21 protein-coding genes are annotated in these 22,378 nt (G+C 73.2%); 15 read left to right on the top strand and 6 right to left on the bottom strand.

Going from position 1 to position 22,378, the window contains the following annotated elements:
* Positions 1-4: 4 nt before the first annotated feature.
* The 4 genes from AB0O19_RS27510 (at position 5) to AB0O19_RS27525 (ending at position 5,460) form a co-directional block, all read left to right on the top strand.
* Positions 5-2,830, top strand: coding sequence for a GNAT family N-acetyltransferase (locus tag AB0O19_RS27510; protein ID WP_363623288.1), 2,826 nt, complete (start codon positions 5-7; stop codon positions 2,828-2,830).
* Between the two features lie 92 nt (positions 2,831-2,922).
* Positions 2,923-3,522 (top strand): DUF5998 family protein, encoded by a 600-nt coding sequence (locus tag AB0O19_RS27515; RefSeq protein WP_063349374.1) that lies wholly within the window; start codon positions 2,923-2,925, stop codon positions 3,520-3,522.
* Positions 3,523-3,557: 35 nt separating this feature from the next.
* Positions 3,558-4,745 carry a nucleotide pyrophosphatase/phosphodiesterase family protein gene (locus AB0O19_RS27520; protein WP_363623254.1) on the top strand — a complete coding sequence of 396 codons (1,188 nt, stop codon included), beginning with the start codon at positions 3,558-3,560 and terminating at the stop codon, positions 4,743-4,745.
* Between the two features lie 61 nt (positions 4,746-4,806).
* Positions 4,807-5,460 carry a thymidine kinase gene (locus tag AB0O19_RS27525; protein ID WP_063349376.1) on the top strand — a complete coding sequence of 218 codons (654 nt, stop codon included), beginning with the start codon at positions 4,807-4,809 and terminating at the stop codon, positions 5,458-5,460.
* An 18-nt stretch (positions 5,461-5,478) separates the two neighbouring features.
* On the opposite strand, the gene AB0O19_RS27530 is transcribed toward AB0O19_RS27525, so the two are convergent.
* Entirely contained in the window at positions 5,479-6,219 is a 741-nt protein-coding gene (locus AB0O19_RS27530) for a VOC family protein (protein ID WP_363623256.1), read from the bottom strand.
* A gap of 182 nt (positions 6,220-6,401) precedes the next feature.
* On the opposite strand from AB0O19_RS27530, the gene AB0O19_RS27535 reads away from it, so the two are divergent.
* Positions 6,402-7,277: a sulfurtransferase gene (locus AB0O19_RS27535; RefSeq protein WP_363623258.1), complete on the top strand. Its 876-nt coding sequence runs from the start codon at positions 6,402-6,404 to the stop codon at positions 7,275-7,277.
* Between the two features lie 57 nt (positions 7,278-7,334).
* On the opposite strand, the gene sepH is transcribed toward AB0O19_RS27535, so the two are convergent.
* Positions 7,335-8,411: a septation protein SepH gene (gene sepH, locus AB0O19_RS27540; RefSeq protein ID WP_363623260.1), complete on the bottom strand. Its 1,077-nt coding sequence runs from the start codon at positions 8,409-8,411 to the stop codon at positions 7,335-7,337.
* A gap of 517 nt (positions 8,412-8,928) precedes the next feature.
* On the opposite strand from sepH, the gene AB0O19_RS27545 reads away from it, so the two are divergent.
* Positions 8,929-9,813, top strand: a complete 885-nt coding sequence (locus AB0O19_RS27545) for a hypothetical protein (protein ID WP_363623262.1) — start codon at positions 8,929-8,931, stop codon at positions 9,811-9,813.
* On the opposite strand, the gene AB0O19_RS27550 is transcribed toward AB0O19_RS27545, so the two are convergent.
* Positions 9,814-11,136, bottom strand: coding sequence for a D-arabinono-1,4-lactone oxidase (locus tag AB0O19_RS27550; protein ID WP_363623264.1), 1,323 nt, complete (start codon positions 11,134-11,136; stop codon positions 9,814-9,816).
* A 104-nt stretch (positions 11,137-11,240) separates the two neighbouring features.
* Positions 11,241-12,509, bottom strand: coding sequence for an MFS transporter (locus AB0O19_RS27555; RefSeq protein WP_363584471.1), 1,269 nt, complete (start codon positions 12,507-12,509; stop codon positions 11,241-11,243).
* A gap of 127 nt (positions 12,510-12,636) precedes the next feature.
* On the opposite strand from AB0O19_RS27555, the gene AB0O19_RS27560 reads away from it, so the two are divergent.
* On the top strand, positions 12,637-13,794 hold the full coding sequence (locus AB0O19_RS27560; protein ID WP_363623266.1) for a ferrochelatase: 1,158 nt from the start codon (positions 12,637-12,639) through the stop codon (positions 13,792-13,794).
* A 32-nt stretch (positions 13,795-13,826) separates the two neighbouring features.
* Complete coding sequence (locus AB0O19_RS27565) at positions 13,827-14,645, top strand: inositol monophosphatase family protein (protein WP_363623268.1); 819 nt, start codon at positions 13,827-13,829, stop codon at positions 14,643-14,645.
* 141 nt (positions 14,646-14,786) lie between these two features.
* Here AB0O19_RS27565 and AB0O19_RS27570 read toward each other — a convergent pair whose 3' ends face one another.
* Positions 14,787-14,972 (bottom strand): hypothetical protein, encoded by a 186-nt coding sequence (locus tag AB0O19_RS27570; protein WP_030057688.1) that lies wholly within the window; start codon positions 14,970-14,972, stop codon positions 14,787-14,789.
* Between the two features lie 442 nt (positions 14,973-15,414).
* Between AB0O19_RS27570 and AB0O19_RS27575 the strand changes: the two genes are divergently transcribed.
* The 4 genes from AB0O19_RS27575 (at position 15,415) to AB0O19_RS27590 (ending at position 19,471) form a co-directional block, all read left to right on the top strand.
* A complete protein-coding gene (locus AB0O19_RS27575) occupies positions 15,415-16,068 on the top strand; it encodes a response regulator transcription factor (RefSeq protein ID WP_188296105.1) in 654 nt (217 codons plus the stop codon).
* Positions 16,069-16,191: 123 nt separating this feature from the next.
* The gene (locus tag AB0O19_RS27580; RefSeq protein WP_363623270.1) at positions 16,192-17,475 is read left to right on the top strand and encodes a HAMP domain-containing sensor histidine kinase; all 1,284 of its coding nucleotides are present in this window, start codon (positions 16,192-16,194) and stop codon (positions 17,473-17,475) included.
* 239 nt (positions 17,476-17,714) lie between these two features.
* Positions 17,715-18,698 carry an acyl-ACP desaturase gene (locus AB0O19_RS27585; RefSeq protein ID WP_363623272.1) on the top strand — a complete coding sequence of 328 codons (984 nt, stop codon included), beginning with the start codon at positions 17,715-17,717 and terminating at the stop codon, positions 18,696-18,698.
* A gap of 473 nt (positions 18,699-19,171) precedes the next feature.
* Positions 19,172-19,471 (top strand): DUF4193 domain-containing protein, encoded by a 300-nt coding sequence (locus AB0O19_RS27590; RefSeq protein WP_030057692.1) that lies wholly within the window; start codon positions 19,172-19,174, stop codon positions 19,469-19,471.
* Positions 19,472-19,764: 293 nt separating this feature from the next.
* Here the strand turns inward: AB0O19_RS27590 and AB0O19_RS27595 are convergent, their stop codons facing one another.
* On the bottom strand, positions 19,765-20,214 hold the full coding sequence (locus tag AB0O19_RS27595) for a DUF3093 domain-containing protein (RefSeq protein WP_350880051.1): 450 nt from the start codon (positions 20,212-20,214) through the stop codon (positions 19,765-19,767).
* Positions 20,215-20,349: 135 nt separating this feature from the next.
* On the opposite strand from AB0O19_RS27595, the gene AB0O19_RS27600 reads away from it, so the two are divergent.
* The 3 genes from AB0O19_RS27600 (at position 20,350) to AB0O19_RS27610 (ending at position 22,265) form a co-directional block, all read left to right on the top strand.
* On the top strand, positions 20,350-20,928 hold the full coding sequence (locus AB0O19_RS27600) for a PaaI family thioesterase (protein WP_063351415.1): 579 nt from the start codon (positions 20,350-20,352) through the stop codon (positions 20,926-20,928).
* Positions 20,925-21,392, top strand: a complete 468-nt coding sequence (gene dut, locus AB0O19_RS27605; protein WP_363623274.1) for a dUTP diphosphatase — start codon at positions 20,925-20,927, stop codon at positions 21,390-21,392. The genes AB0O19_RS27600 and dut overlap by 4 nt, the downstream gene beginning before the upstream one ends.
* A 69-nt stretch (positions 21,393-21,461) precedes the next feature.
* On the top strand, positions 21,462-22,265 hold the full coding sequence (locus AB0O19_RS27610; RefSeq protein ID WP_363584459.1) for a DUF3710 domain-containing protein: 804 nt from the start codon (positions 21,462-21,464) through the stop codon (positions 22,263-22,265).
* Positions 22,266-22,378: the final 113 nt, after the last annotated feature.

Consider the following 22,378-nt stretch of genomic DNA (forward strand, 5'->3'; position numbering starts at 1 on the left):
CGCAGTGGCGCAGCCCGAGCAGGACCCCGGTGACCGGCGGGAATCCGGACCGGATTACCCCCAGCACTGGGAGGCCGACATCCTGCTGCGGGACGGCGGTACGGCCCGCATCCGGCCGATCACGCCGGAGGACTCGGAGCGTCTGGTGGAGTTCTACGCACAGGTGTCGGACCAGTCCAAGTACTTCCGTTTCTTCGCCCCCTACCCCCGGTTGTCGGAGAAGGACGTCCGCCGTTTCACCCACCACGACTTCGTGGACCGGGTGGCGCTGGCGGTGGTGGTCCGGGACCGTTTCATCGCGACCGTCCGCTACGACCGGATCGACGCGCAGGGCCGTCCGTCCGAGGCCGGGACGGACGCCGAGGTGGCGTTCCTGGTGCAGGACGCCCATCAGGGCCGCGGGGTGGCGTCGGCGCTGCTGGAGCACATCGCGGCGGTGGCGCAGGAGCGCGGGATCCGCCGGTTCCAGGCGGAGGTGCTGCCGGAGAACCGGAAGATGGTGAAGGTCTTCACCGATGCCGGCTACACGCAGCGCCGCAGTTTCACCGACGGTGTGGTGCACCTGGAGTTCGATCTTGAGCAGACGGATCGTTCGCTGGCGGTGATGCGGGCGCGCGAGCACCGGGCGGAGGCGAAGTCGGTGCAGCGGCTGCTGACCCCGCGGTCGGTGGCGGTGATCGGGGTGTCGCGCAATCCGCAGACGGTGGGCCGGGCGATCCTGCGGGACCTGCTGGGCAGTGCCGACGACACGCGCCCGGTGTACGCGGTGAACCGCAACGCCCCGCCGGGCACCGAGCTGGACGGCGTCCCGGTGCACCGTTCGGTTCTGGACATTCCGGGGCCGGTGGATCTCGCGGTGATCGCCGTCCCGGAGGGGGCCGTCCCGGCGGCGGTCGCCGAGTGCGGTGCGCACGGGGTGCAGGGCCTGGTGGTGGTGACCGCCGGGTACGCGGAGACCGGTCCGGAGGGCCGGGACCGGCAGCGCACGCTGGTGCGCCAGGCGCGGGCGGCGGGGATGCGGGTGATCGGCCCGAACGCCTTCGGCCTGATCAACACCGATCCGGACCGCCCGTTGAACGCCTCGCTGGCTCCGCAGCTGCCGGGCCGGGGCGGGTTCGGGATCTTCTGCCAGTCCGGTGCGATCGGGGTGGCCCTGCTGGAGTCGGCGCACCGCAGGGGCCTGGGGGTGTCCTCCTTCGCCTCGGTGGGCAACCGGTCGGACGTCTCCGGGAACGACTTCCTGCAGTACTGGGCGGAGGACGAGGCCACCGAGGTGGTGCTGCTCTACCTGGAGTCCTTCGGCAACCCGCGCAAGTTCACCCGGATCGCGCGCCGGCTGGCCGCGGTGAAGCCGGTCGTGGTGGTGAAGGGCGCCCGGCACACCGGCAGCCTGCCGCCGGGCCACGCGGTGCCGGCGACCGCGACGGGGCTGCGCGACGCGACGGTGGACGCGCTGTTCGAGCAGGCGGGCGTGATCAGGGTGGAGACGATCACCGAGCTGTACGACACCGGGGAGCTGCTGGCCCTGCAGCCGCTGCCGCCGGGGGACCGGGTCGCGGTGGTCGGCAACTCGGACTCGCTGGGCCTGCTGACCTACGACGCCTGCCTGAGCGCGGGCCTGCGGCCGCGCACCCCGGTGGACCTGACCACGGCCGCGACGGGCGAGAACTTCCGGATCGCGCTGGACGTGGCGCTGGCCGATCCGGCGGTGGACGCGGTGATCGCGGTGGCGATCCCGCCGATCGGCACGTCCGCGCACGCCTTCATGGGCGGCCGGCTGACCGGCCCGGACGATCCGGAGATGGGTTCGGACGATCCGGAGATCGCCGACGCACTGCTCGAAGCCAGCCGAAGGGCAAGGGAGTTGGGCAAGCCGCTGGTGCTCGCCCATCTGGCGTTGACCGATCTGCCGGTCCGGCTGCGCCCGGGGGGCGTGCCGGCGTTCGCGGCGCCGGAGCGGGCGGTGCGGGCGCTGGCGCACGCGGTGCACTACGCGCAGTGGCGGCGCCGGACGGCCGAGGCGGAGGAGACGGCCCGGGTGCCCGAGCTGGACCGGATCGACGAGCCGGGCGCCCGCGCGCTGGTCGAGGCGGCGTTGAGCACCCGGACGGCGATTGCCGCGCGGACGCAGCCGGGCGGCGCCCGGATCACCCTGCCGGACGCCGGGGCCCGCGAGCTGCTGGCCCGCTACGGCATCGACGTATTCCCCGCGCTGCCGGCCCCGGACGAGGACGCGGCCGTGCGGGCCGCGGCGACGCTCGGCTACCCGGTGGCGTTGAAGGCCACCGCCCCGCATCTGCGCCACCGCCCGGACCTGGGCAGCGTGCGGCTGGATCTGACCGGCGAGCCCGGGCTGCGCCGGGCGCACCGCGAGCTGGACGCGCTGCTGGGCGGTGCGGCGCAGGCGGAGCTGGTGGTGCAGCGGATGGCGCCGCGCGGGGTGGACACCGTGATCGGTGCCACGGTGGATCCGGCGGTCGGCGCGATCCTGTCGTTCGGCCTGGCCGGGGCGCCCGCCGAGCTGCTGGGCGATGTGGCGCACCGGTTGGTCCCGGCGACCGACCAGGAGGTGGCCGGGCTGGTCCGGGAGGTGCGCGCGGCGCCCCTGCTGTTCGGTTGGCGGGGCGCGGAGGCGGTGGACACCGACGCGCTGGAGGAGTTGCTGCTGCGGGTGTCGCAGTTGGTGGACGACGTGCCGGAGATCGCCTCGGTGGATCTCGAACCGGTGGTCGTGGCCCCGTACGGGCTGGCGATCCTGGGGGCGCGGGTGCGGATCGCGCCGCTGCCCGTCCGCAGCGATCTGGGCCCGCGCGCGATGAGCACCCTGTAACCTTCCTTGGTTGCGCCTGCCTGTGGGCGCTGTTGTCCGAAGCTCGGCGCCGTGCCGCCCGCTTCGTCGGCGGACCATGCCAGGATGGAGTTATGGCGAAGACCGGTACCACCAGCACTCAGGACCTGCGCTCGGCGATCGAGCGCAGCGGTTACTACCCGGCCCTGGTGTCCGAGGCGGTCGAGGCCGCGGTGGGCCCGGAGCCGATCAGCTCCTACCTGGTGCACCAGGAGACGACCTTCGACGCCAACGAGGTGCGTCGGCACGTGACGGTGCTGGTGCTGACTCCGACGCGGTTCGTGGTGAGCCACACCGATGAGCAGTCGGGGGACGCGGGCAGCCCGGCGGTGCCGTTCGCGACGACGTCGACGGAGAGTGTCCGGCTGGACCGGATCGGCTCGGTCGTGCTGAGCCGGATGGTCGCGAACCCGGAGACGTACACGCCGGGGACGCTGCCGCGCGAGGTGGTGCTGACGATCGGCTGGGGTGCGGTGCAACGGCTGGACCTGGAGCCCGCGGGCTGTTCGGACCCGAACTGCGAGGCTGACCACGGCTACACCGGTTCGGCGACGGCTGACGATCTCTCACTGCGGGTGAGCGAGGCCGGTGACGGCCCGGAGACGGTGGCCCAGGCGCTGGTGTTCGCCCGCGCCCTCTCCGACGCGACGATCAGCAACGGCCCGCGGGTCTGAGCGCCGCCGCCTTCGACTGCTACGAATCCGGTTTCATGTCCTTCGCACCCTCCGGCGGCTTCGACGCCTTCGAGATCCTCGACCCGGCCGCGGCTCCCGCGCCCCCGTACGGCAGTGGTTCGCTCTGCGACCTGTTGCCCTCGGTGGCGGCGGGCCTGGGCGTCCCGGGCTTCACCGCGACCCTGCCGATCGCCCCGGCGGACCGGGTGGTGGTGTTCCTGGTGGACGGCCTGGGCTGGGAGCTGCTGCTGCGGCACCCGGAGTACGCGCCGTTCCTGTCCTCGCTGGCCGGGAGTTCGATGGGTGGTTCGGGCCGCCCGCTGACCGCTGGTTTCCCGTCGACCACGGCGACTTCGCTGGCCTCGGTCGGCACCGGCACGCCGCCGGGGCTGCACGGCCTGGCCGGGTACACGGTCGCGGTGCCGGGCGCCGGTTATCTGATGAACCAGCTGCGCTGGCAGCCGCACACCGACCCGCACGTCTGGCAGCCGTACCCGACGGTCTTCGAGCGGACGGACGCCGCCGGGGTGGCGACCGCGCAGGTGTCCTCCCCGTTGTTCTCGCAGACGCCGCTGACCAGGGTGGCGCTGTCCGGCGGCACCTTCCTGGGCCGGACCACGGGCGAGGAGCGGATGGACCTGGCGGCCTCCTGGCTGGCCGAGCACGACCGGGCGCTGGTCTACACGTACGTCAGCGAGCTGGACGGTGCGGGCCACCGCTTCGGGGTGGACTCGGACGAGTGGCGGATGACCCTGGACGCGGTGGACCGGCTGGCCCGCCGGCTGGCCGAGCGGCTGCCGCCGCGTTCGGCGATGTACGTGACCGCTGACCACGGCATGATCGACATCGCGCCGGAGGACCGGATCGACTTCGACGAGGACTGGGAGCTGGGCGCCGGCGTGGCCCTGCTGGGCGGCGAGGGCCGGGCCCGGCACGTGTACGCGGTGCCCGGTGCGGCGGCCGACGTGTTCGCGGTCTGGAGCGAGGTGCTGGGTGACCGGATGTGGGTGGCCACCCGGGACCAGGCGATCGCGGCGGGCTGGTTCGGTCCGGCCGTGGACGAGCGGGTGTACGGGCGGATCGGCGACGTGGTGGCCGCGGCGCGGGACGACATCGCGATCACGGCCTCCCGCAACGAGCCGGGCGAGTCCGCGATGATCGGTCTGCACGGTTCGATGACCCCGGTCGAGCAGTTCGTGCCGCTGCTCGAAGTTCGCGGCTGAGCCGGGTCCTTGACTCTTCTGTGCCCGAACTCCCCTGATGTGAAAGGCCTTTGCTCCACCCATGGCTGAACTGGTGTTCTTCTCGGGCACGATGGACTGCGGCAAGTCGACGCTGGCGCTGCAGATGGACCACAACCACTCCGCCCGCGGCCGGCAGGGCCTCATCCTGACCCGCCACGACCGCGCCGGTGCGGCGACCATCTCCAGCCGGCTGGGCCTGCGGGCGGACGCGGTCGAGGTGACGGACGACTTCGACTTCCACGCGTACGTGGTGCACCGGCTCTCGGCGGGCGGCCGGGTGGACTACCTGATCTGCGACGAGGCGCAGTTCTTCGCCGCCGAGCAGGTCGACCAGTTGGCCCGGGTGGTGGACGAACTCGACATCGACGCCTACACGTTCGGGATCACCACGGATTTCCGCACCCGGTTGTTCCCCGGCTCCCAGCGGCTGATCGAGCTGGCGGACCGGGTGGAGGTGCTCCAGGTCGAGGCGCTGTGCTGGTGCGGTGCGCGGGCGACGCACAACGCCCGGACGGTGGGCGGGGTGATGGTGGTCGAGGGCGCCCAGGTGGTGGTCGGCGACATCTCGGTGAACGAGGACGAGGTCGGGTACGAGGTGCTCTGCCGCCGGCACCACCGCCGCCGGCTGACCGCCGCGACGGCCCGGGCCTCGGTGCTCTCGCCGGACGTGCTGCCCTTCGAGCAGCAGGTCTGAGTCCTGCTGCCGGGCGCGCTAACGGAGTTCCAGCACCGAGAAGTGCCCGCCCTGCGGGTCGGACAGCCGGGCGGCGCGGCCGCGGGCGGTGTCGTGCGGTTCGACCAGGACGCGGCCGCCGAGTCCGACGGCGTGCCGGGCGGTGGCGTCGGCGTCGCGGACGGCGAAGTGGACCCGCCAGCGGGGCGGATGGCCGCGCAGTTCGGCGCGGTGCCGGATGCCGGCGACCGGTCGCCCGTGCACGAGTAGCGTGGACTCGTCGTCGGCGTGCCGGACGGGGCGGTCGAGTACCGCGGTGTAGAAGGCGACGGCGCCGTCGGTGTCGGGGGTGAGCAGTTCGGTCCAGGCCGGTCCGCCGGGTTCGGGTCCGGTCTCCCGGCCGGTGTGCTCCTCGCCCTGCCAGAGGCCGAAGACGGCGCCGGAGACGTCGGCGGCGATGGCCATCCGCCCGGCGCGTTCGGCCTGGAGCGGCCCGACGGCCACGGTTCCGCCGCAGGCGCGCACCAGTTGGGCGGTGTGGTCGGCGTCGTCGACGGCGAAGTAGCTGGTCCACTGCACCGGGAAGCCGGTGGCGGTGGAGACGCCGAGGCCGGCGACCGGCGCCCCGTCGAGTTCGGCGCGGACGTAGGCGCCGAGCTGGCCGGGGCCCGGGGTGTAGGTCCAGCCGAGCAGGTCGGCGTAGAACGCGCGGGCGCCGGCCAGGTCGTCGGTCAGCAGACTGACCCAGCAGGGGGTGCCCTGGGCCAGTCGGAGTTCCACCGCAGGCAATGCGGGCCCCCTCATGGGTGGTTGGCGCAACGGGTGGTTGGCGCACGGAAATCCTCGCGCGCGAGGGTGATGCTTCCACTCTGGCGCGCGTCGAACCCTCGGGCCGCGCGGAAATTCCGGCAAAGACCGCACAAAGAGCGGCGGGGTGGCGGCGCTGCGCGACAATGGCCGCCATGACCACCTACAACGACGGTTCCCCGCTGATCTCCGCGGCCGGGCTGGCGCAGGCGCTCGCCTCCGCGCTCCCGCCGGTGCTGTTGGACGTGCGCTACCGGCTGGTCGGTGCCGCGCAGTCCGGCCCGACCGCCGTCGAGGAGTACCGGGCCGGGCACCTGCCCGGCGCCCGCTTCGTCGACCTGGACCGGGACCTCGCGGCCCCGCCGGGCGCCCCAGGCCGGGGCGGCCGCCACCCGCTGCCGGACCCGGAGGAGTTCGGCGCGGCGATGCGCCGCCTGGGGGTGGACTCCGACCGCCCGGTGGTGGTGTACGACGGCGCGGCCTCGCTGGCGGCGGCCCGCGCCTGGTGGCTGCTGCGCTGGGCCGGGCACCGGGACGTCCGGGTGCTGGACGGCGGGTACGCGGCCTGGTCGGCGGCCGGACTGCCGGTGACGGCGGAGGTCCCGGCGCCGGCGGAGGGTCATTTCAAGCCGGTCCCGGGGCAGTTGCCCGTGGTGGACGCGGACGGTGCGGCGGCCTGGGCGCGCGGTGCGCTGCTGCTGGACGCCCGGGCGGGGGACCGCTACCGGGGCGAGAGCGAGCCGGTGGACCCGCGCGCCGGGCACATCCCGGGTGCGGTGTCGGCGCCGACGGCCGAGAACGTGGCGGCCGACGGGCGGTTCAGGTCGGCCGCGGAACTGGCGGAGCGGTTCCGCGCGCTGGGCGCGGGTGAGCGGGAGACGGCGGTGTACTGCGGATCGGGGGTGACGGCGGCGCACCAGATCCTGGCGCTGGAGGTGGCGGGCCTGCCGGCCACGCTGTACCCGGGGTCTTGGAGCGAGTGGTCGAGCGACGAGGCCCGCCCGGTGGCGGTGACCGACCAGCCGGGCTGAGCCGGGGCATACGTCAGGGGCGGGAGGCCGAGCCTCCCGCCCCTGACGTCAGGGCTGCTACTCCTGCTTCTTGCGCCGGCTGCCGAAGACGATCTCGTCCCAGCTGGGCACGGTGGCCCGGCGGCCGGGCCGGACGCCGTCCGCCTCGGCCTGGCGGTCGGTGGTGCCGACCAGTCGTTCGCGGTGCGGGGCGACGGCCCGCGGCATCAGGATGTCGGCGTAGGCCGAGCCCGCGCCGACCGCCGGTGCGGCGGCCGCGGCAGCCTCCTCGTTCTCCTCGGCGACCTCCGCGGGCACCGGTTCGATCGGGGCGGGGCCGACGGCGAGGTCGCCGCGGAAGGCGGGGACCACGTCGAGCAGGCTGGTCAGGGAGTCCCTGGACTCGGCGGTGGCCTCGCGGGACTCGCGGACTTCGCGGGCGGACATGATGCGGTCGGCGGAGGGCCGGTCGATCATCGGGCGGGGCGGCCGGTCCTGGGGGAGCCGGGCGATCCGCGGGATGAACGGGAAGACCGAGTCCTCCTCGCGCTCGACGTTCTCGCCGATCAGCGCGCGGGCCTCGTCGTCGTTGGGCTGGACCAGGCGCCGGGGCGGGTCGTACGTCCAGGAGGCGCTGCGGCCCTCGTCGTCGGCACGGTAGGCGAGGATGACCTCCCAGGTGCCGTCGTCGCGCCGCCAGGAGTCCCAGCGTTCGGTGTCCTTCTCGGCGCCGCGCAGCGCGAGCCGCTCGGCGACGGCCTCGCCGAGCTGGGGCCCGGTGGATTCGCCGTTGCGGCGGATGGCGGTCTTTCGGGCGCGTTCGGCCATGAAGGCGCGCTCGGCGAGGACCGGACCCTCGAAGCGGCGGACCCGGTCGACGGAGATGCCGGCGGCCTGGGCGACCTCCTCGGCGGAGGCACCGGCTCGTATCCGGGCCTGGATGTCCCGGGGCCGCAGATGGCTCTCGACCTCGATCTCGATCTGGCCGAGGCGCGGACGATCCCCACGGATGGCGGCGCGCAGCCGCTCGTCGATGGGAAGGGTGTACTCCGTGCTGTCGGCAGCCTTGAGCACCAGCCGTGTGCCGTCGTTGCTGACGGCCACAACCCGCAGTTCGGGCACGGTTACCTCCCGGGTGGTGCCTGCCGACGTCACCTGCGTCGCTGCTCCCGTACTGAGTGTGGCCTGCCCGCTCGCGACTGGCCACAACCTTGCTGAGTTCCCCGGCGTGTCGGGCGTACGCCCGGTCACGCCGCTGTGGCACGGTTGCCTTTTTGCCACGCCATCCGTCGACGTCGCGCCTGGGTGCCCCGGCCGTCCTCGCACGCGGAGTGTTCGCGACGGTCCGGGACGGGCGTCGCCGTGCGTGCCTGTTCCGTGGCTCTTCGTCAAGCTGCCGGTGTGGGCGCAGTCGACAAGTCGACCCAAGGCTCAGGCTTTACGAACAGTACTCCATTCGTGGCATCCGAAGGGGCGGCTCGCCGCTCAAGTCTCCCGCGATTCACGGGAATCTCAAGAGCGCATGCCCCCAACGGCGGACCACCGGCGGGTGAACGGTGATCATCTTCACATATATCGGGGCCGGAGAACCGCATTTTCGTCCCTTGTGTCCTTCTTTGGGCAAGATGGAGTGACTTGTTCGAGGAACAGTCGTACGGACCGAGGGATGTTGATGCCGGAGCGGAGCCCCGCCGAGGAGGGCGGCAAGAAGGAGCGCAAGCGGATCGATCTGAGCGTGGCTCAGGTCGCGGCGAGTGCGCTGGCCACGGTGGTGGGGGCGCTGCTCGCCTCCGAACTCGGCGTGTACGGAACGATCCTGGGTGCGGCGGTGGTCAGTGTCGGGGCCACCACCGGCGGCGCGGTGTTCCAGCACGTCTTCCGGCGCACCGGCGAGCAGCTGCGCGAGGCGGTGGTGGAGCGGGGGCCCGGCCACGCCGCGAACGGGCTGCGCCAGGTGCCGGAGCGTCCGGTGGAGCCGGTGCCGTCGGCGATCTCCTCGGAGTGGAACGAGCCGCAGGTGGTCCGGGCGCGTCGGCGGTGGACCTGGAAGACCTACGCGGCGGTGTCGGGGCTGGTGTTCGTGGTGGCGATGACGCCGATCCTGGCGTTCGAACTGGCCACCGGGCAGCCGGTGTCGGCGACGGTGAAGGGCGAGTCGGGCAACGGCACCTCCTTCGGCGGCGCGGTGAGCCCGAAGTCCTCCACCCCGCGGGAGACGCCGCCGACGGAGCGGCCCTCCACCGGCGGCGGGCGTGGCTCGGAGCCCTCGCCGTCCGGCGGTGCCTCGGCCCCGCCGACGACGCGGCCGAGCCGGGAGCCGAGCACCGGCCCGAGCGCGGGCCCGAGCGGTGGGGCCGGTGAGCACGGCGGAGGTACGGCCTCGCCCTCGGCGGGCCCGAGCGCGACGCCGTCGGCCGGTTCGTCGCCGACCGCGGACGGCGGGAAGCCCTCCGGCACCTCCGGCGGGGCGAGCCCGCAGCCGCCGGTGCCGAGCAACGCCCCCGCCTCCGTGGCCCCGCCGCAGCCCGCGGCGCCGACCCAGGGCGCCACCCCGTGATCAGGCGCCGAGGACCCGGCGCAGGTAGTCGTTGCCGAACACGCGCTGCGGGTCGACCTCGTCGCGCAGGGCGGTGAAGTCGCCGAAGTGCGGGTAGGCGCCGGACAGGTACTCGGCGTCCCGGGTGTGCAGCTTGCCCCAGTGCGGGCGGCCCTGGTGGGCGCACATCAGCTGCTCGACGCCGGTGAAGTAGCCCTGGTCGGCGGTGCCCCGGTAGAGGTGGACGGCGATGTAGGCGCTGTCCCGGCCGGAGGCGGTGGAGAGCCAGAGGTCGTCGGCGGGGGCGAAGCGCACCTCCACCGGGAAGCCGACCTTCCAGTCGGAGCGCTCGACCAGGGTCTTCAGCTCGCGCAGCACTCCGGCGACGGCCGCGCGCGGCACCGCGTACTCCATCTCCACGAAGCGCACCTTGCGCGGGCTGGTGAACACCCGGTGCGCCGTGTCGGTGTAGCTGCGGTCGGACCAGGCGCGGCTGGCCAGCGAGGCGATGGCGGGGATGCTGGCGGGGAAGCGCCGCCCGACCCGGCAGGCGCCCTCCCAGACGGTGTTGGAGAGGAAGTCGTCCTCCAGCCACTCCTTGAGCCGGGGCAGCGGGGCGGCCGGGCCCTGGCTGCGGTTGTTGCGCTTGGTGGCGCAGCGGTCGGTGTGCGGGAACCAGTAGAACTCGAAGTGCTCGTTGACCGCGGTGAGGTCGTCCAGCCGTTCCAGCACCTCGTCGAAGGCCATCGGCTGCTCGTGCGCGGTGAGCAGGAAGGCCGGCTCGACGGCGAAGGTCAGCGCGGTGATCACGCCGAGGGCGCCGAGGCCGAGCCGGGCGCCCTGGAAGAGCCGGGGGTGCTCGGTGGGGGAGCAGCGCCGGACGCTGCCGTCGGCGAGGACGATCTCCAGGGCGCGGATCTGGGCGGCGAGCGAGCCGGAGTCGCGGCCGGTGCCGTGGGTGCCGGTGCTGGTGGCGCCGGCCACGGTCTGCACCTCGATGTCGCCCATGTTGGTGAGGGAGAGGCCCTCGGCGGCGAGGATCCGGTTGAGCCGGGCGAGCGGGAGGCCGGACTCGACGGTGATGGTGCCGGCCTCGCGGTCGATCTCGCGGACGGCGGTGAGCGCGTGCGGGCGGAGCAGGACGCCGTCGCCGGCGGAGGCGATCGAGGTGAAGGAGTGGCCGGAGCCGACGGCCTTGACGGTGCGGCCCTGTTCGGCGGCGCGCAGGATCTCCTTGGCCAGTTCCTCCGCGGTGCCGGGGGTGGCGGCCCGGGCGGGCCGGGCGCTCTGGTTCCCGGCCCAGTTGGTCCACCGGGTGGGGGTCGCGGTACTGGCCTGGGGCATGGCGCCGCCTCCTGCTCCGTGGCCGACCGGGGTCGGCGCGGTCCGGGGCGGTGGGGGCCGCCCTACCCGCGGGTAGGCCCGTGGGTAGGGAGAGATTAGTCAGTTCACCGTTCGAGGTCTACGGTCTGTTCGGCCGCTTCGGCGGGCTCGTCGGCGGTCTGCTCGGAGGCGAGCCCGGCGCGCAGGCGGCCGAGCCCGGCGAGCGCGGTGACCACGCCGAAGACCCCGGCGGTCAGCGGCACCCAGTAGCCCGCGGCGGAGCCGGCGGCGTCCACCACCCAGCCGCCGGCGGAGGAGCCGACGGCGACGCCGAGGGCGAGCCCGGTGGTCGTCCAGGTCATGCCCTCGGTCAGCTGGGCGGCCGGGACGAGCCGTTCGACCAGGGCCATCGCGGTGATCAGGGTGGGGGAGATGGCGATGCCCGCGATCAGCAGCGCGCCGCCGACCGCGATCAGGCCGCCGACTCCGTGCACCGACTCGGCGACCAGCAGCAGCGGCGCCATGCTGAGCGCCATGAACAGGACGCCGGCGAAGAAGCGGCCGGCCATCGAGCCGGTGAGCTTGAGGGTGCCGAACACCACGCCGGCCAGGCAGGAGCCGAGCGCCCACAGCGCGAGGATCACGCTGGCGATGGACTTGTGCCCCTGGGTCTCGGAGTAGGCGACGGTGACGACCTCGACGGAGCCGAAGATCGCGCCGGTGGCGACGAAAGTGAGGATCAGTACCTGGAGGCCGCGGTTGAGGATCACCGAGCCGCCGACGTGCCGGGCGCCCGGGTGGACCGGCGGTTCGGTGGCGCGCTGCCCGGCGAACAGCAGGACGCCGACGGCGAGGAAGACCCCGGCGAGCAGGACGCCGGCCTCGGGGAAGACGGAGGTGGCCAGGCCGATCGAGAGGATCGGGCCGACGATGAAGCAGACCTCGTCGACGACGGCCTCGAAGGAGTACGCGGTGTGCAGCTTGGGGGCGTCGTCGCGGTACAGGTGGGCCCAGCGGGCGCGGACCATCGCGCCGGTGCTCGGCATGACGCCCATCCCGGCCGCGAAGACGAAGAGCGTCCAGTCCGGCGCCTTGAACCGGGCGCACAGCAGCAGGCCGACCACGGCGACGATGGTGAGCGCCATGGCCGGGACGATTATTCGGCGCTGCCCGTGCCGGTCCACCAGCCGGGAGACCTGCGGGCCGAGCAGCGCGGCGGAGATCGCCAGGGTCGCCGACACCAGGCCCGCCACCCCGTAGGAGCCTCTGAGCTGGGAGAGCATGGTCACGATGCCGATGCCGGTCATGGAGATCGGCAGCCGGGAGACGAAGCCGGTGGTGGAGAAGGCCAGACTGCCGGGGGAGGCGAATATCTGGCGGTAGCTGGACAGCACGGGAGCTCCGCGGGGGTAAGGAACGAGGCTGGTCAACACAGCTTACGTACCTTGGCAAACAGTATTTTCCGGACACCCTCGCGGCCCCGACGGGGGTCTTCGGCCCCTCAATGGCAGGATCGGTGCCATGTCCGACGCGCGCAAACCCTCACCGTCCGGCGCCGCCCCGGCAGCGCCGCAGCCGTACGACGCCCTGCTGCTGCTCTCCTTCGGCGGGCCCGAGGCCCCCGAGGACGTCGTCCCGTTCCTGGAGAACGTGACCCGGGGCCGCGGCATCCCCAAGGAGCGGCTGAAGGAGGTCGGCAAGCACTACTTCCTGTTCGGCGGGGTCAGCCCGATCAACGAGCAGAACCGCGAACTGCTCGCCGCGCTGCGCAAGGACTTCGCCGAGCACGGCCTGGACCTGCCGGTCTACTGGGGCAACCGGAACTGGGCGCCCTACCTGGTGGACACCCTGCGCGAACTGGCCACGGACGGCCACCGCCGCGTCGCCGTCCTCGCCACCAGCGCCTACGCCGGCTTCTCGGGCTGCCGCCAGTACCGGGAGAACCTGGCCGACGCGCTGGCCGCCCTCGCCGCCGAGGGCCTGCCCGAGCTGCGGGTCGACAAGCTGCGGCACTTCTACAACCACCCCGGCTTCGTCGAGCCGATGATCGACGCCACCCTGGCAGCCCTGGCGCGGCTGCCCGAGGACGTCCGGGCCGGCGCCCGGCTGGCGTTCACCACCCACTCCATCCCGGACACCATGGCCGAGACCTCCGGCGCCCCGGACGACCCGGCCCGCGGCCGCCCCGGCGGCGCGTACGTCGCCCAGCACCTGGACGTCGCCCGGCTGATCGCCTGGGCCGTCGCCGAACGCACCGGCGTCGCGGACCGGCCCTGGGAGCTGGTGTTCCAGAGCCGCAGCGGCGCCCCGCACACGCCGTGGCTGGAACCGGACATCTGCGACCACCTGGAGGCCCAGCACGCCGACGGCGCGCCCGCCGTGGTGATGGTCCCGATCGGCTTCGTCTCCGACCACATGGAGGTCAAGTACGACCTCGACACCGAGGCCGTCGCCAAGGCCGCCGAACTCGGCCTGCCGGTGGCCCGCGCCGCCACCGTCGGCGCCGACCCGCGGTTCACCGCCGCGGTGCGCGAACTGGTCCTGGAACGGGCCGCCGCCGAGCGCGGCGAGCCGGTGAACCGCTGCGCCCTCGGCGCGCTCGGCCCCAGCCACGACGTGTGCGCCGTGGCCTGCTGCCCCAACCCGCGAGCCCCCCGCCCGGCCGCCGCCGAGCGCTGACCGCCCGTCCCGCTTTCCCGGAGGAGAGACCCGTGCCCACTCCCGCCCTGCCCGACGACCGACTCCTCGACGACCTGCTGGAGGTCGCCCTGGACGCGGCCCGGCAGGCCGGCGCCCTGCTGCGTGACGGCCGGCCCGCCGACCTCGGCGTGGCCGGCACCAAGAGCAGCCCGGTCGACGTGGTGACCGAGATGGACCTCGCCTCCGAGAAGCTCGTCCTGGAACTGATCACCGAGCGCCGCCCCGAGGACGGCTACCTCGGCGAGGAGGGCGCCGAGCGGCCCGGCACCAGCGGGGTGCGCTGGGTCGTCGACCCGCTCGACGGCACGGTCAACTACCTGTACGGGCTGCCCTCCTGGGCGGTCAGCGTGGCCGCCGAGCTGGACGGCCGGGCGGTCGTCGGCGTGGTGTTCGCGCCGGCCCGCGGCGAGCTGTTCCACGCCGTCCTCGGGCGCGGCGCCCGGCTCGACGGCCGGCCGCTCTCCACCCGCCCGGCCCCGCCGTGGGGCCAGGCGCTGATCGGCACCGGCTTCAACTACGTCCAGTCGGTGCGGACCCGACAGGCCGAGGTGCTGCTGTCCCTGATGCCCGAGGTGCGGGACATCCGCCGGGGCGGGGCCGCCGCGGTGGACCTGTGCGACGTCGCCGCCGGGCGGCTGGACGGCTACTACGAGCGCGGCCTCGCCCCCTGGGACCGCGCGGCCGGCTGCCTGATCGCCGCCGAGGCCGGGGCCCTGGTCGGCGGCCGTCCCGGGCACGGCCCGGACGGCGAGCTGACCGTGGCCGCCGCGCCGGGCGTGTACCAGCCGTTGCAGGAGCGGCTGGCCGCACTGCGCGCCTGGGCGGACTGAGGACACGCCCTGGGCCCTTGGACGGTCCTGGACAGCGAAGAGCCCTGGCATACGGGGGATGCCAGGGCCTGGGATTTTCGCACGACCCCCGCAGGGCCGCTGGTGCCGGAGGTCCGGCGTCGGGTCGGAAGGTCGGGTGGATCAGGCGGCGGTGCGGTGGCGCTCCAGCACGGTGTCCACGCCGTGCTCGGCGGCGAGCCGGCGGAGGTCGTCCAGCTCGGACTGCTCCACCTCGGCGAGGAACTCGTCCCCGGCCTCGATCGCGCGGTGCAGATCCTGCTCGGCGTTGGCTATGCGCTGCAGGATTCCGGCCTTGAAGGCGTCCATACGGGCCCCCTTACTGTGTCGGACGTGCACGGTCGTACGTTCTCCGCCCCGAGGAGGTGTGGCCAGCGGCAGCGCCCCGTCCGGCGGATCGTGAATCTCCGGTCGAGCGCGGAGACGGCCTTCGGCCGCTCCCGGTGACGTCCCAGCCCCAGGGCCGGCGCGGATGAACGCACGGCGGGTGGGTGCGATCGGCCAACAGCCAGATCGCGGGTGTGAAGCTGTCCTCCCCGCCGGGGAGATGGGGAAACCTTCCGGCCCGAGAAAGTTGCCTGTGTCACAGTCCAACCGGACTGGTCCCGACACGAACGGTCATCACCCGCTGCCAACGCTCCGTGCCTGAGCGGCAGCTTATCGCTGCTTTACCGGCGGACCAGGCAGGATGGGGGCACCGTCGGAGCCGCGCGTCCGCTTCCGGGGCCGGCCTGGAGAAGGGACAACGATCGTGCGGGTTCTCGTCGTCGAGGACGAGCAGCTGCTCGCCGAGGCTGTCGCCACCGGCCTGCGCCGCGAGGCGATGGCCGTCGACGTGGTGTACGACGGGGAGGCCGCGCTCCAGCGCATCGCGGTCAACGACTACGACGTCGTGGTCCTGGACCGCGACCTCCCGCTGGTCCACGGCGACGACGTCTGCCGCAAGGTGGTCGAACAGGGCCTGGCCACCCGGGTGATCATGCTGACCGCCTCCGGCGACATCAGCGACCGGGTCGAGGGCCTGGAGATCGGCGCGGACGACTACCTTCCGAAGCCGTTCGCCTTCAGCGAACTCGTCGCCCGGGTAAGGGCGCTGGGCCGCCGCGCGACCGTTCCGCTGCCCCCGGTGCTGGAGCGGGCCGGCATCTCGCTCGACCCGGGCCGCCGCGAGGTGATCCGCGAGGGCCGCACCGTCCAGCTCGCCCCCAAGGAGTTCGCCGTCCTGGAGGTGCTGATGCGGGCCGGCGGCGCCGTCGTCTCCGCAGAGCAACTGCTGGAGAAGGCCTGGGACGAGCACACCGACCCGTTCACCAACGTCGTGCGCGTCACCGTGATGACGCTGCGCCGCAAGCTCGGTGACCCGCCGGTGATCATCACCGTCCCGGGCTCCGGCTACCGGATCTGACCGGATCCGACCGGACGCGCCGGACCACCTGACCGGATCCGAGCGGACCGGATCCGTTCACCGGACCCGGTCGGGCTCCCCCCACCCCGCGCCCGCCCCGGCGGACGCCCCGAGAGGACCATCATGACCACCCCGCCCCCGGCCGGCGGGCCCTCCGGCGCGCCCGCCGGCGGCCCGCGCGCCGTACCGCCCAAGCCCCAGCACCCCCCGCGCGCGCCCCGGTCCGGACGCTACGCACCCGGCGACGGCATGCTCGCCTGGCTGCCCTTCCGGCCGACCATCCGGATGCGGCTCACCCTGCTCTACGGCGGCATGTTCCTGATGGCCGGCGTGGTCCTGCTGCTGCTGATGTACGTGTTCTTCCAGGACGCCGTGAACAACCTGGCGCCGCGCACGTTCCAGTTCGACGGCAGCCTGCGGGTCAACGGTGTCCCGATGAACAGCGCGCAGTTCAACCAGGAGCAGGCCGGCGACTACCTGCTGCGCTCCAACTCGGCGCTCAACACCCTGCTGCGCAAGTCGCTCACGATGCTGGTCTGCCTCGCCGTGATCGCCTTCGCGGCCGGCTACGCGCTGGCCGGCCGGGTGCTGCGCCCGCTCGGCCGGATCACCCGCACCGCCCGCGACGTCGCCTCCTCCGACCTGCACCGGCGGATCGAGCTGGACGGGCCGGACGACGAGCTCAAGGAACTCGCCGACACCTTCGACGACATGCTGGACCGGCTGGACCGGTCCTTCGACTCCCAGCGCCGCTTCGTCGCCAACGCCTCGCACGAACTGCGCACCCCGCTGGCGATCAACCGCACCCTGCTGGAGGTCCAGCTCTCCGACCCGGCCGCCTCGCCCGACCTCCAGCAGCTCGGCAAGACCCTGCTGGCCACCAACGAGCGCAGCGAACAGCTGGTGGAGGGCCTGCTGCTGCTCGCCCGCAGCGAGAACGAGCTGACCGACCGCCGCCCGGTGGAGCTCTCCGAGGTGGCCACCCGAGCCCTGGAGCAGACCAGGGCCGAGGCGGACCGGCGCGAGGTCGAGCTGCGCTCCAAGCTCGCTCCGGCCGTGGTCGCGGGCAACGGCGTGCTGCTGGAGCGGCTGGCGCTCAACCTGCTGCAGAACGCCGTCCGGTACAACACCCCCGGCGGCTGGGTCGAGCTGGCCACCGCCGAGGTGCCCGGCGGCGGCGAGCTGGTGGTGTCCAACACCGGCCCGGTGGTGCCCGGCTACGAGCTGGAGCACATCTTCGAGCCGTTCCGCCGGGTCAAGGGCGCCGACCGCACCCGCAGCGACAAGGGGGTCGGGCTCGGCCTGTCCATCGTCCGCTCGGTGGTGCGCGCCCACGGTGGCACCATCGAGGCCACTGCGCGCTCCGGTGGCGGCCTCACCATGCGGGTCCGGATCCCCAACCCCTGACCCCGCCCGCCGGGCCCCTCCCGGGCCCGCCGCGCCCTCCCCGCCGCCGCGCTCCGTAAGCGACCGTTCACCGCCGCCCCCGTCAGGCCCGTCAAGACGACATAAGGCCTGGCGGGGGCGGCTTGTCATTTCCCGCCCGGGCAACTTACGGTGTCGTAACCTACGGAACCGTAAGTGCGTCGCAGACGTGCCCGCCCAACGCGCCCGTCCCGCGCGTGCCGTCCCCCAGGAGCAAGACCGTGACCATCGCCCCTGTGCAGAGCAGCGCCTCCCTCGGATCGACCGGCTGGACCGACGCCCGGCTGATCCTGGCCCTCGAAGAGGTCGTGGAGAAGGAGCTCAACCGCCACCTCGCCGTGGCCAAGGAGTGGATGCCGCACGAGTTCGTGCCGTGGAGCCAGGGCCGTGACTTCGACGGCGTGCTGGGCGGCGACGCCTGGGCCGTCGAGCAGTCCCAGGTGACGCCGCTCGGCCGGGTGTCGCTGGTGGTGAACCTGCTGACCGAGGACAACCTCCCCAGCTACCACCACGAGATCGCCAGCATGTTCGGCCGCGAGGGCGCCTGGGGCACCTGGGTGCACCGCTGGACCGCCGAGGAGGGCCGGCACGGGATAGCGATTCGCGACTTCCTGCTCGCCACCCGGGCCGTCGACCCGGTGGAGCTGGAGCGGGCCCGGATGAGCCACATGTCCGAGGGCTTCGAGTCCGACAACGCGCACAGCATGCTGCAGTCGGTCGCGTACGTGGCCTTCCAGGAGCTCGCCACCCGCATCTCGCACCGCAACACCGGCAAGTACGCCGGCGACCCGCTCTGCGACCAGCTGCTGGCGAAGATCGCCAACGACGAGAACCTCCACATGGTCTTCTACCGGAACCTGCTGAAGGCCGCCCTGGAGATCGCCCCCGACCAGGCCATGCGGGCCGTGGCCGACGTGGTCACCGACTTCCGGATGCCCGGCCACGGCATCCCCGGCTTCGAGCGGGCCGCCGCGCAGATCGCCCTCGGCGGGGTCTACAACCTGCGCATCCACCACGACGACGTGCTGCAGCCGGTGCTGCGCCACCTGCGCGTGATGGAGATCGGCGGCCTCGGCCCGGAGGGCCTGCTGGCGCAGAACGAGCTCGGCGTCTTCCTGGACGGGCTGGACGGCCAGGCGCGCAAGTTCGAGGAGCGCCAGGCCGCGATCCTGGCCCGTCGGGCCGCGCGCCGAAGCGCCGACTAGGGTGTTCGGCGGAGCAGCCGAAGTGGGTGGATTTTCCGTGGTTTGCCCTGGAAGATTCTGAACGTGACCAAGCTCACATCGTGTCGCTCCGTGACTTCGCCCGACCTCGGAGAGTGATCACCCGAACTGGGGTGCCGATCGCAGTCCGTGACCGGATTTCGGGTCCGCACCCGGCCGGATGATTGGCCGGCACCCCAGGTGGGCAAGGGAACGGACGAGCATCAGTGCGGCCCGTGCTCACTGTGAGTGGCCGCCGAGCGGATGCTGGAGGAGGCTGGCGATGGCCCAGCGTGAGGCCTCCCGCAGCCTGGTGGATCACCCCAACGGACCCCTGGCTGAGTGTCGATTGAGTAACAGGGCTTGAAGTAAGGCAAAATCTCCGCCTCGGGTCGGGCACAAGACCGACCCCCCATGCGTTACGTGCGCTGGAGATACCGCACACACCGCACAAACCCGGAGGGGGAGAGCGAACAATGGCAACGGACTACGACACCCCACGCAAGACCGACGACGAGCTCAACGAAGACAGCATCGAGGAACTCAAGGCTCGGCGGAACGACAAGGGCGGCGGCTCTGTCGACGTCGACGAGTTCGACGCGGCCGAGGGCATGGAGCTCCCGGGCGCGGACCTCTCGAACGAGGAGCTCGCGGTCCGGGTGCTGCCGAAGCAGGCCGACGAGTTCACCTGCATGAGCTGCTTCCTGGTGCACCACCGCAGTCAGCTGTACAGCGAGAAGAACGGCAACCCGATCTGCCGGGACTGCGGCGCCTGAGCACCGCGGCGGACAGGGCCCGGCACCCGCGGCTTCCGCGGGGCCGGCACAGCGCCCCTTCCGGCCCCGGGCAGCGGGGCCGGACGGCAGGTCCGGTCGCCGTCCTGACGGACGGCACCGGGAGGACGGGGTCGGCCATGAGCACGTCGGCCGGCACAAAGTCGTAGGGACGGTCCCGCATCAGCGGAACCGTCCCTCTCCGTTTTTTCGGGCCTGTGCGCGGTCCGGGGCTGCCCCGGGCGTGCGCGGGTCCCTCCGCCAGGTGCTGTCCCGGCAGGGTCGGCCGGACAGCCCTAGGTGCGGGCGCCGCGACGGGCCTCCTCCAGCGCCTCCGCCAGCTTCATCGGCGAGCGGGTCGACAGGTAGAGGTAGGGCGTCGGGTCGGACGGGTCGGTCACCTCGATCCGCAGCGCCGTCGGGACGTAGCTGCGCAGCAGCATGAAGGCGCGCGGGTTGGCCTTCGGCCCGCGCCAGGCCACCGCCTCGGCGGGGCTCAGCGGGTGCGCGGTGCCCAGGGCGTCCACCGGGATCCGGGCCGGCCCGGCCACCAGCGAGCCCTGCACCACGCGGATCCGGACCGAGCCGTAGCTGCTGATCGCGACCGCGCCGGCGGCGATGCCGACCACCAGCCCGACCAGCGCGGCCAGACCGCTGACCCGCAGCAGGATCAGGGCGAGCGTGAGCCCGGTCGCGACCGGGAGCAGCCACCAGGAGCGCGGCACCGTGAGGCGTTCGTCGTACATGCCCCCATTGTGGGCGCCCTGACGCCGGTACCGGGACGCCACCCCCACCGGCCGCGCGCCTACCCCTGGGTAGGCTGGGGCCCCGTGACCGGTTCGACCACCCCCACCGCCCCCGCCGACCGGCCGGCGCCCGCGCTGCCGCCGTCCCCGACCACCCCGCCGCCGGACGCCGTACTGCCGCCGCGCGCCCCCGAGGCGCCCGCCCCCGGCACCCGGCTCGGCTCCCACTACGAGCACTGCTTCGGCTGCGGACCGCAACACCCCGGCGGGCTGCGGATCGACGCGGTCGCCGGTGAGGGACTCGACGTCACCGCCGAGTTCGCCGTCCGGGACGTCCACCAGGGCGGTCCGGGCCTGGCCCACGGCGGAGTGCTGACCACCGCCATGGACGAGACCCTCGGCACGCTCAACTGGCTGCTGCACGCCCCCGCCGTCACCGGCCGGCTGGAGACCGACTTCCTCTGCCCCGTCCCGGTCGACTCGGTGCTGCACCTGCGCGCCTGGGTCACCGGCGTCCACGGCCGCAAGATCTACAGCGCCGCCGAGGCGCGCATCGGCGGCCCCGACGGACCGGTCGCCGTGCGTGCGCAGGCGCTCTTCATCCAGGTGAAGCTGGAACACTTCACCACGCACGGTCGTCCCGAGGACATCGAGAAGGTCCTCGACGACCCGGATCTGATGAAGCGCGCACGAGCCTTTGAGGTGAACCCTTGAGCAACACCCCCCGCCCGCCGCTGGACGTCCTGATCAGGCGCATCGACCCCGAGTTGCCGCTGCCCGCCTACGCGCAGCCCGGCGACGCGGGAGTCGATCTGCGCACCACCGTGGACGCCGAGCTGGCCCCCGGTGAGCGGGCCGTCCTGCCCACCGGCATCGCGATCGCCCTCCCGGACGGCTACGCGGCCTTCGTCCACCCCCGGTCCGGGCTGGCAGCTCGTTGCGGAGTTGCTCTCGTGAACGCCCCGGGGACGGTCGATGCCGGGTACCGTGGAGAGATCAAGGTGATCGTCGTCAATCTGGACCCGCGCGAGGGGGTCAGCTTCCGCCGAGGGGACCGGATCGCCCAGCTGGTGATCCAGCAGGTCGAGAAGGCCCGCTTCCACGAGGTGGCCGAGCTGCCTGGGTCGGCACGTGCCGAGGGCGGGTTCGGGTCGACCGGCGGCCACGCCGCGGTCTAGCATTCCCGCGGCCTCGCAGGAAGCCGAGCAGGTATTCGCATCGGTCTTGGACCGGGAAGGACAGTGACCGTGTTCCGTCGTCGCCAGAAGAGCGAGGACGCTGTCGAGCAGCTCGCCGACGACGCCATCAGCGCCGACGAGACGGCCGATGACGTCGAAGGTTCCGCCGAGAGCGAGAACGTGACCGAGCTGGACCCGTCCGACAAGGTCGGCCTGCCGCCGGCCCCGCGACCGGACGGTCCGTGGGACCACTCCGAGCTGGAGAACCCCGAGGAGGGGCGAGTGGACCTCGGGGGTCTGCTGGTCCCCGGCGTCGAGGGCATGGAGCTGCGGGTGGAGGTCGCCGGTGACGCGATCGTCGCCGCGACCCTCGTCCTCGGCAACAGCGCCATCCAGCTGCAGGCCTTCGCCGCTCCCAAGTCGGAGGGCATCTGGGGGGAGGTCCGGGAGGAGATCGCCAACGGCATCACCGCGCAGGGCGGCCTCATCGAGGAGGAGGAGGGCCCGCTCGGCTGGCACCTCCGCGCGCAGGTCCCGGTGCAGCTGCCGGACGGCACCCAGGGCGTACAGCTGGTGCGCTTCGTCGGTTGCGACGGCCCGCGCTGGTTCCTGCGCGGTGTGATCTCGGGCCAGGCCGCCGTGCAGCCGGAAATGGCCGGGATCCTGGAACAGGTCTTCCAGCAGACGGTCGTCGTCCGGGGCGAGAGCCCGATGGCGCCCCGCGACCCGATCGTGCTGAAGCTCCCCGAGGACGCCCAGATGGTCGCCGACGGCGGCGGTACGGCTGCGGCGGCCGGCGAGGGCGACAACCGTTTCGGCAGCGCGGCCCTCGACCCGTTCGCCCGCGGTCCGGAGATCACCGAGGTCCGCTGACCTGGTCCGCGTCGCACTGATCGCCCCTGCCCGGGATCCCGGGCAGGGGCGATTTGCATGTGGCGGTCCTGTCCCCGTACAGTTCCGGAGTCGCCGCGAGAGAGCGGGGGCAA

This window comes from Kitasatospora sp. NPDC091276 (genome assembly GCF_040684355.1).
Classification (GTDB): Bacteria; Actinomycetota; Actinomycetes; order Streptomycetales; family Streptomycetaceae; genus Kitasatospora.

What these genes read in the sequence shown, in the direction of transcription:
- AB0O19_RS27560 (WP_363623266.1), top strand. Translation starts at nt 12,637, where the DNA reads ATGTCCGACGCGCGCAAACCCTCACCGTCCGGCGCCGCCCCGGCAGCG.
- AB0O19_RS27535 (WP_363623258.1), top strand. Translation starts at nt 6,402, where the DNA reads ATGACCACCTACAACGACGGTTCCCCGCTGATCTCCGCGGCCGGGCTG.
- AB0O19_RS27525 (WP_063349376.1), top strand. Translation starts at nt 4,807, where the DNA reads ATGGCTGAACTGGTGTTCTTCTCGGGCACGATGGACTGCGGCAAGTCG.
- AB0O19_RS27550 (WP_363623264.1), bottom strand. Translation starts at nt 11,136, where the DNA reads ATGCCCCAGGCCAGTACCGCGACCCCCACCCGGTGGACCAACTGGGCC.
- AB0O19_RS27545 (WP_363623262.1), top strand. Translation starts at nt 8,929, where the DNA reads ATGCCGGAGCGGAGCCCCGCCGAGGAGGGCGGCAAGAAGGAGCGCAAG.
- AB0O19_RS27580 (WP_363623270.1), top strand. Translation starts at nt 16,192, where the DNA reads ATGACCACCCCGCCCCCGGCCGGCGGGCCCTCCGGCGCGCCCGCCGGC.
- AB0O19_RS27595 (WP_350880051.1), bottom strand. Translation starts at nt 20,214, where the DNA reads ATGTACGACGAACGCCTCACGGTGCCGCGCTCCTGGTGGCTGCTCCCG.
- AB0O19_RS27520 (WP_363623254.1), top strand. Translation starts at nt 3,558, where the DNA reads ATGTCCTTCGCACCCTCCGGCGGCTTCGACGCCTTCGAGATCCTCGAC.
- AB0O19_RS27515 (WP_063349374.1), top strand. Translation starts at nt 2,923, where the DNA reads ATGGCGAAGACCGGTACCACCAGCACTCAGGACCTGCGCTCGGCGATC.
- AB0O19_RS27570 (WP_030057688.1), bottom strand. Translation starts at nt 14,972, where the DNA reads ATGGACGCCTTCAAGGCCGGAATCCTGCAGCGCATAGCCAACGCCGAG.
- AB0O19_RS27590 (WP_030057692.1), top strand. Translation starts at nt 19,172, where the DNA reads ATGGCAACGGACTACGACACCCCACGCAAGACCGACGACGAGCTCAAC.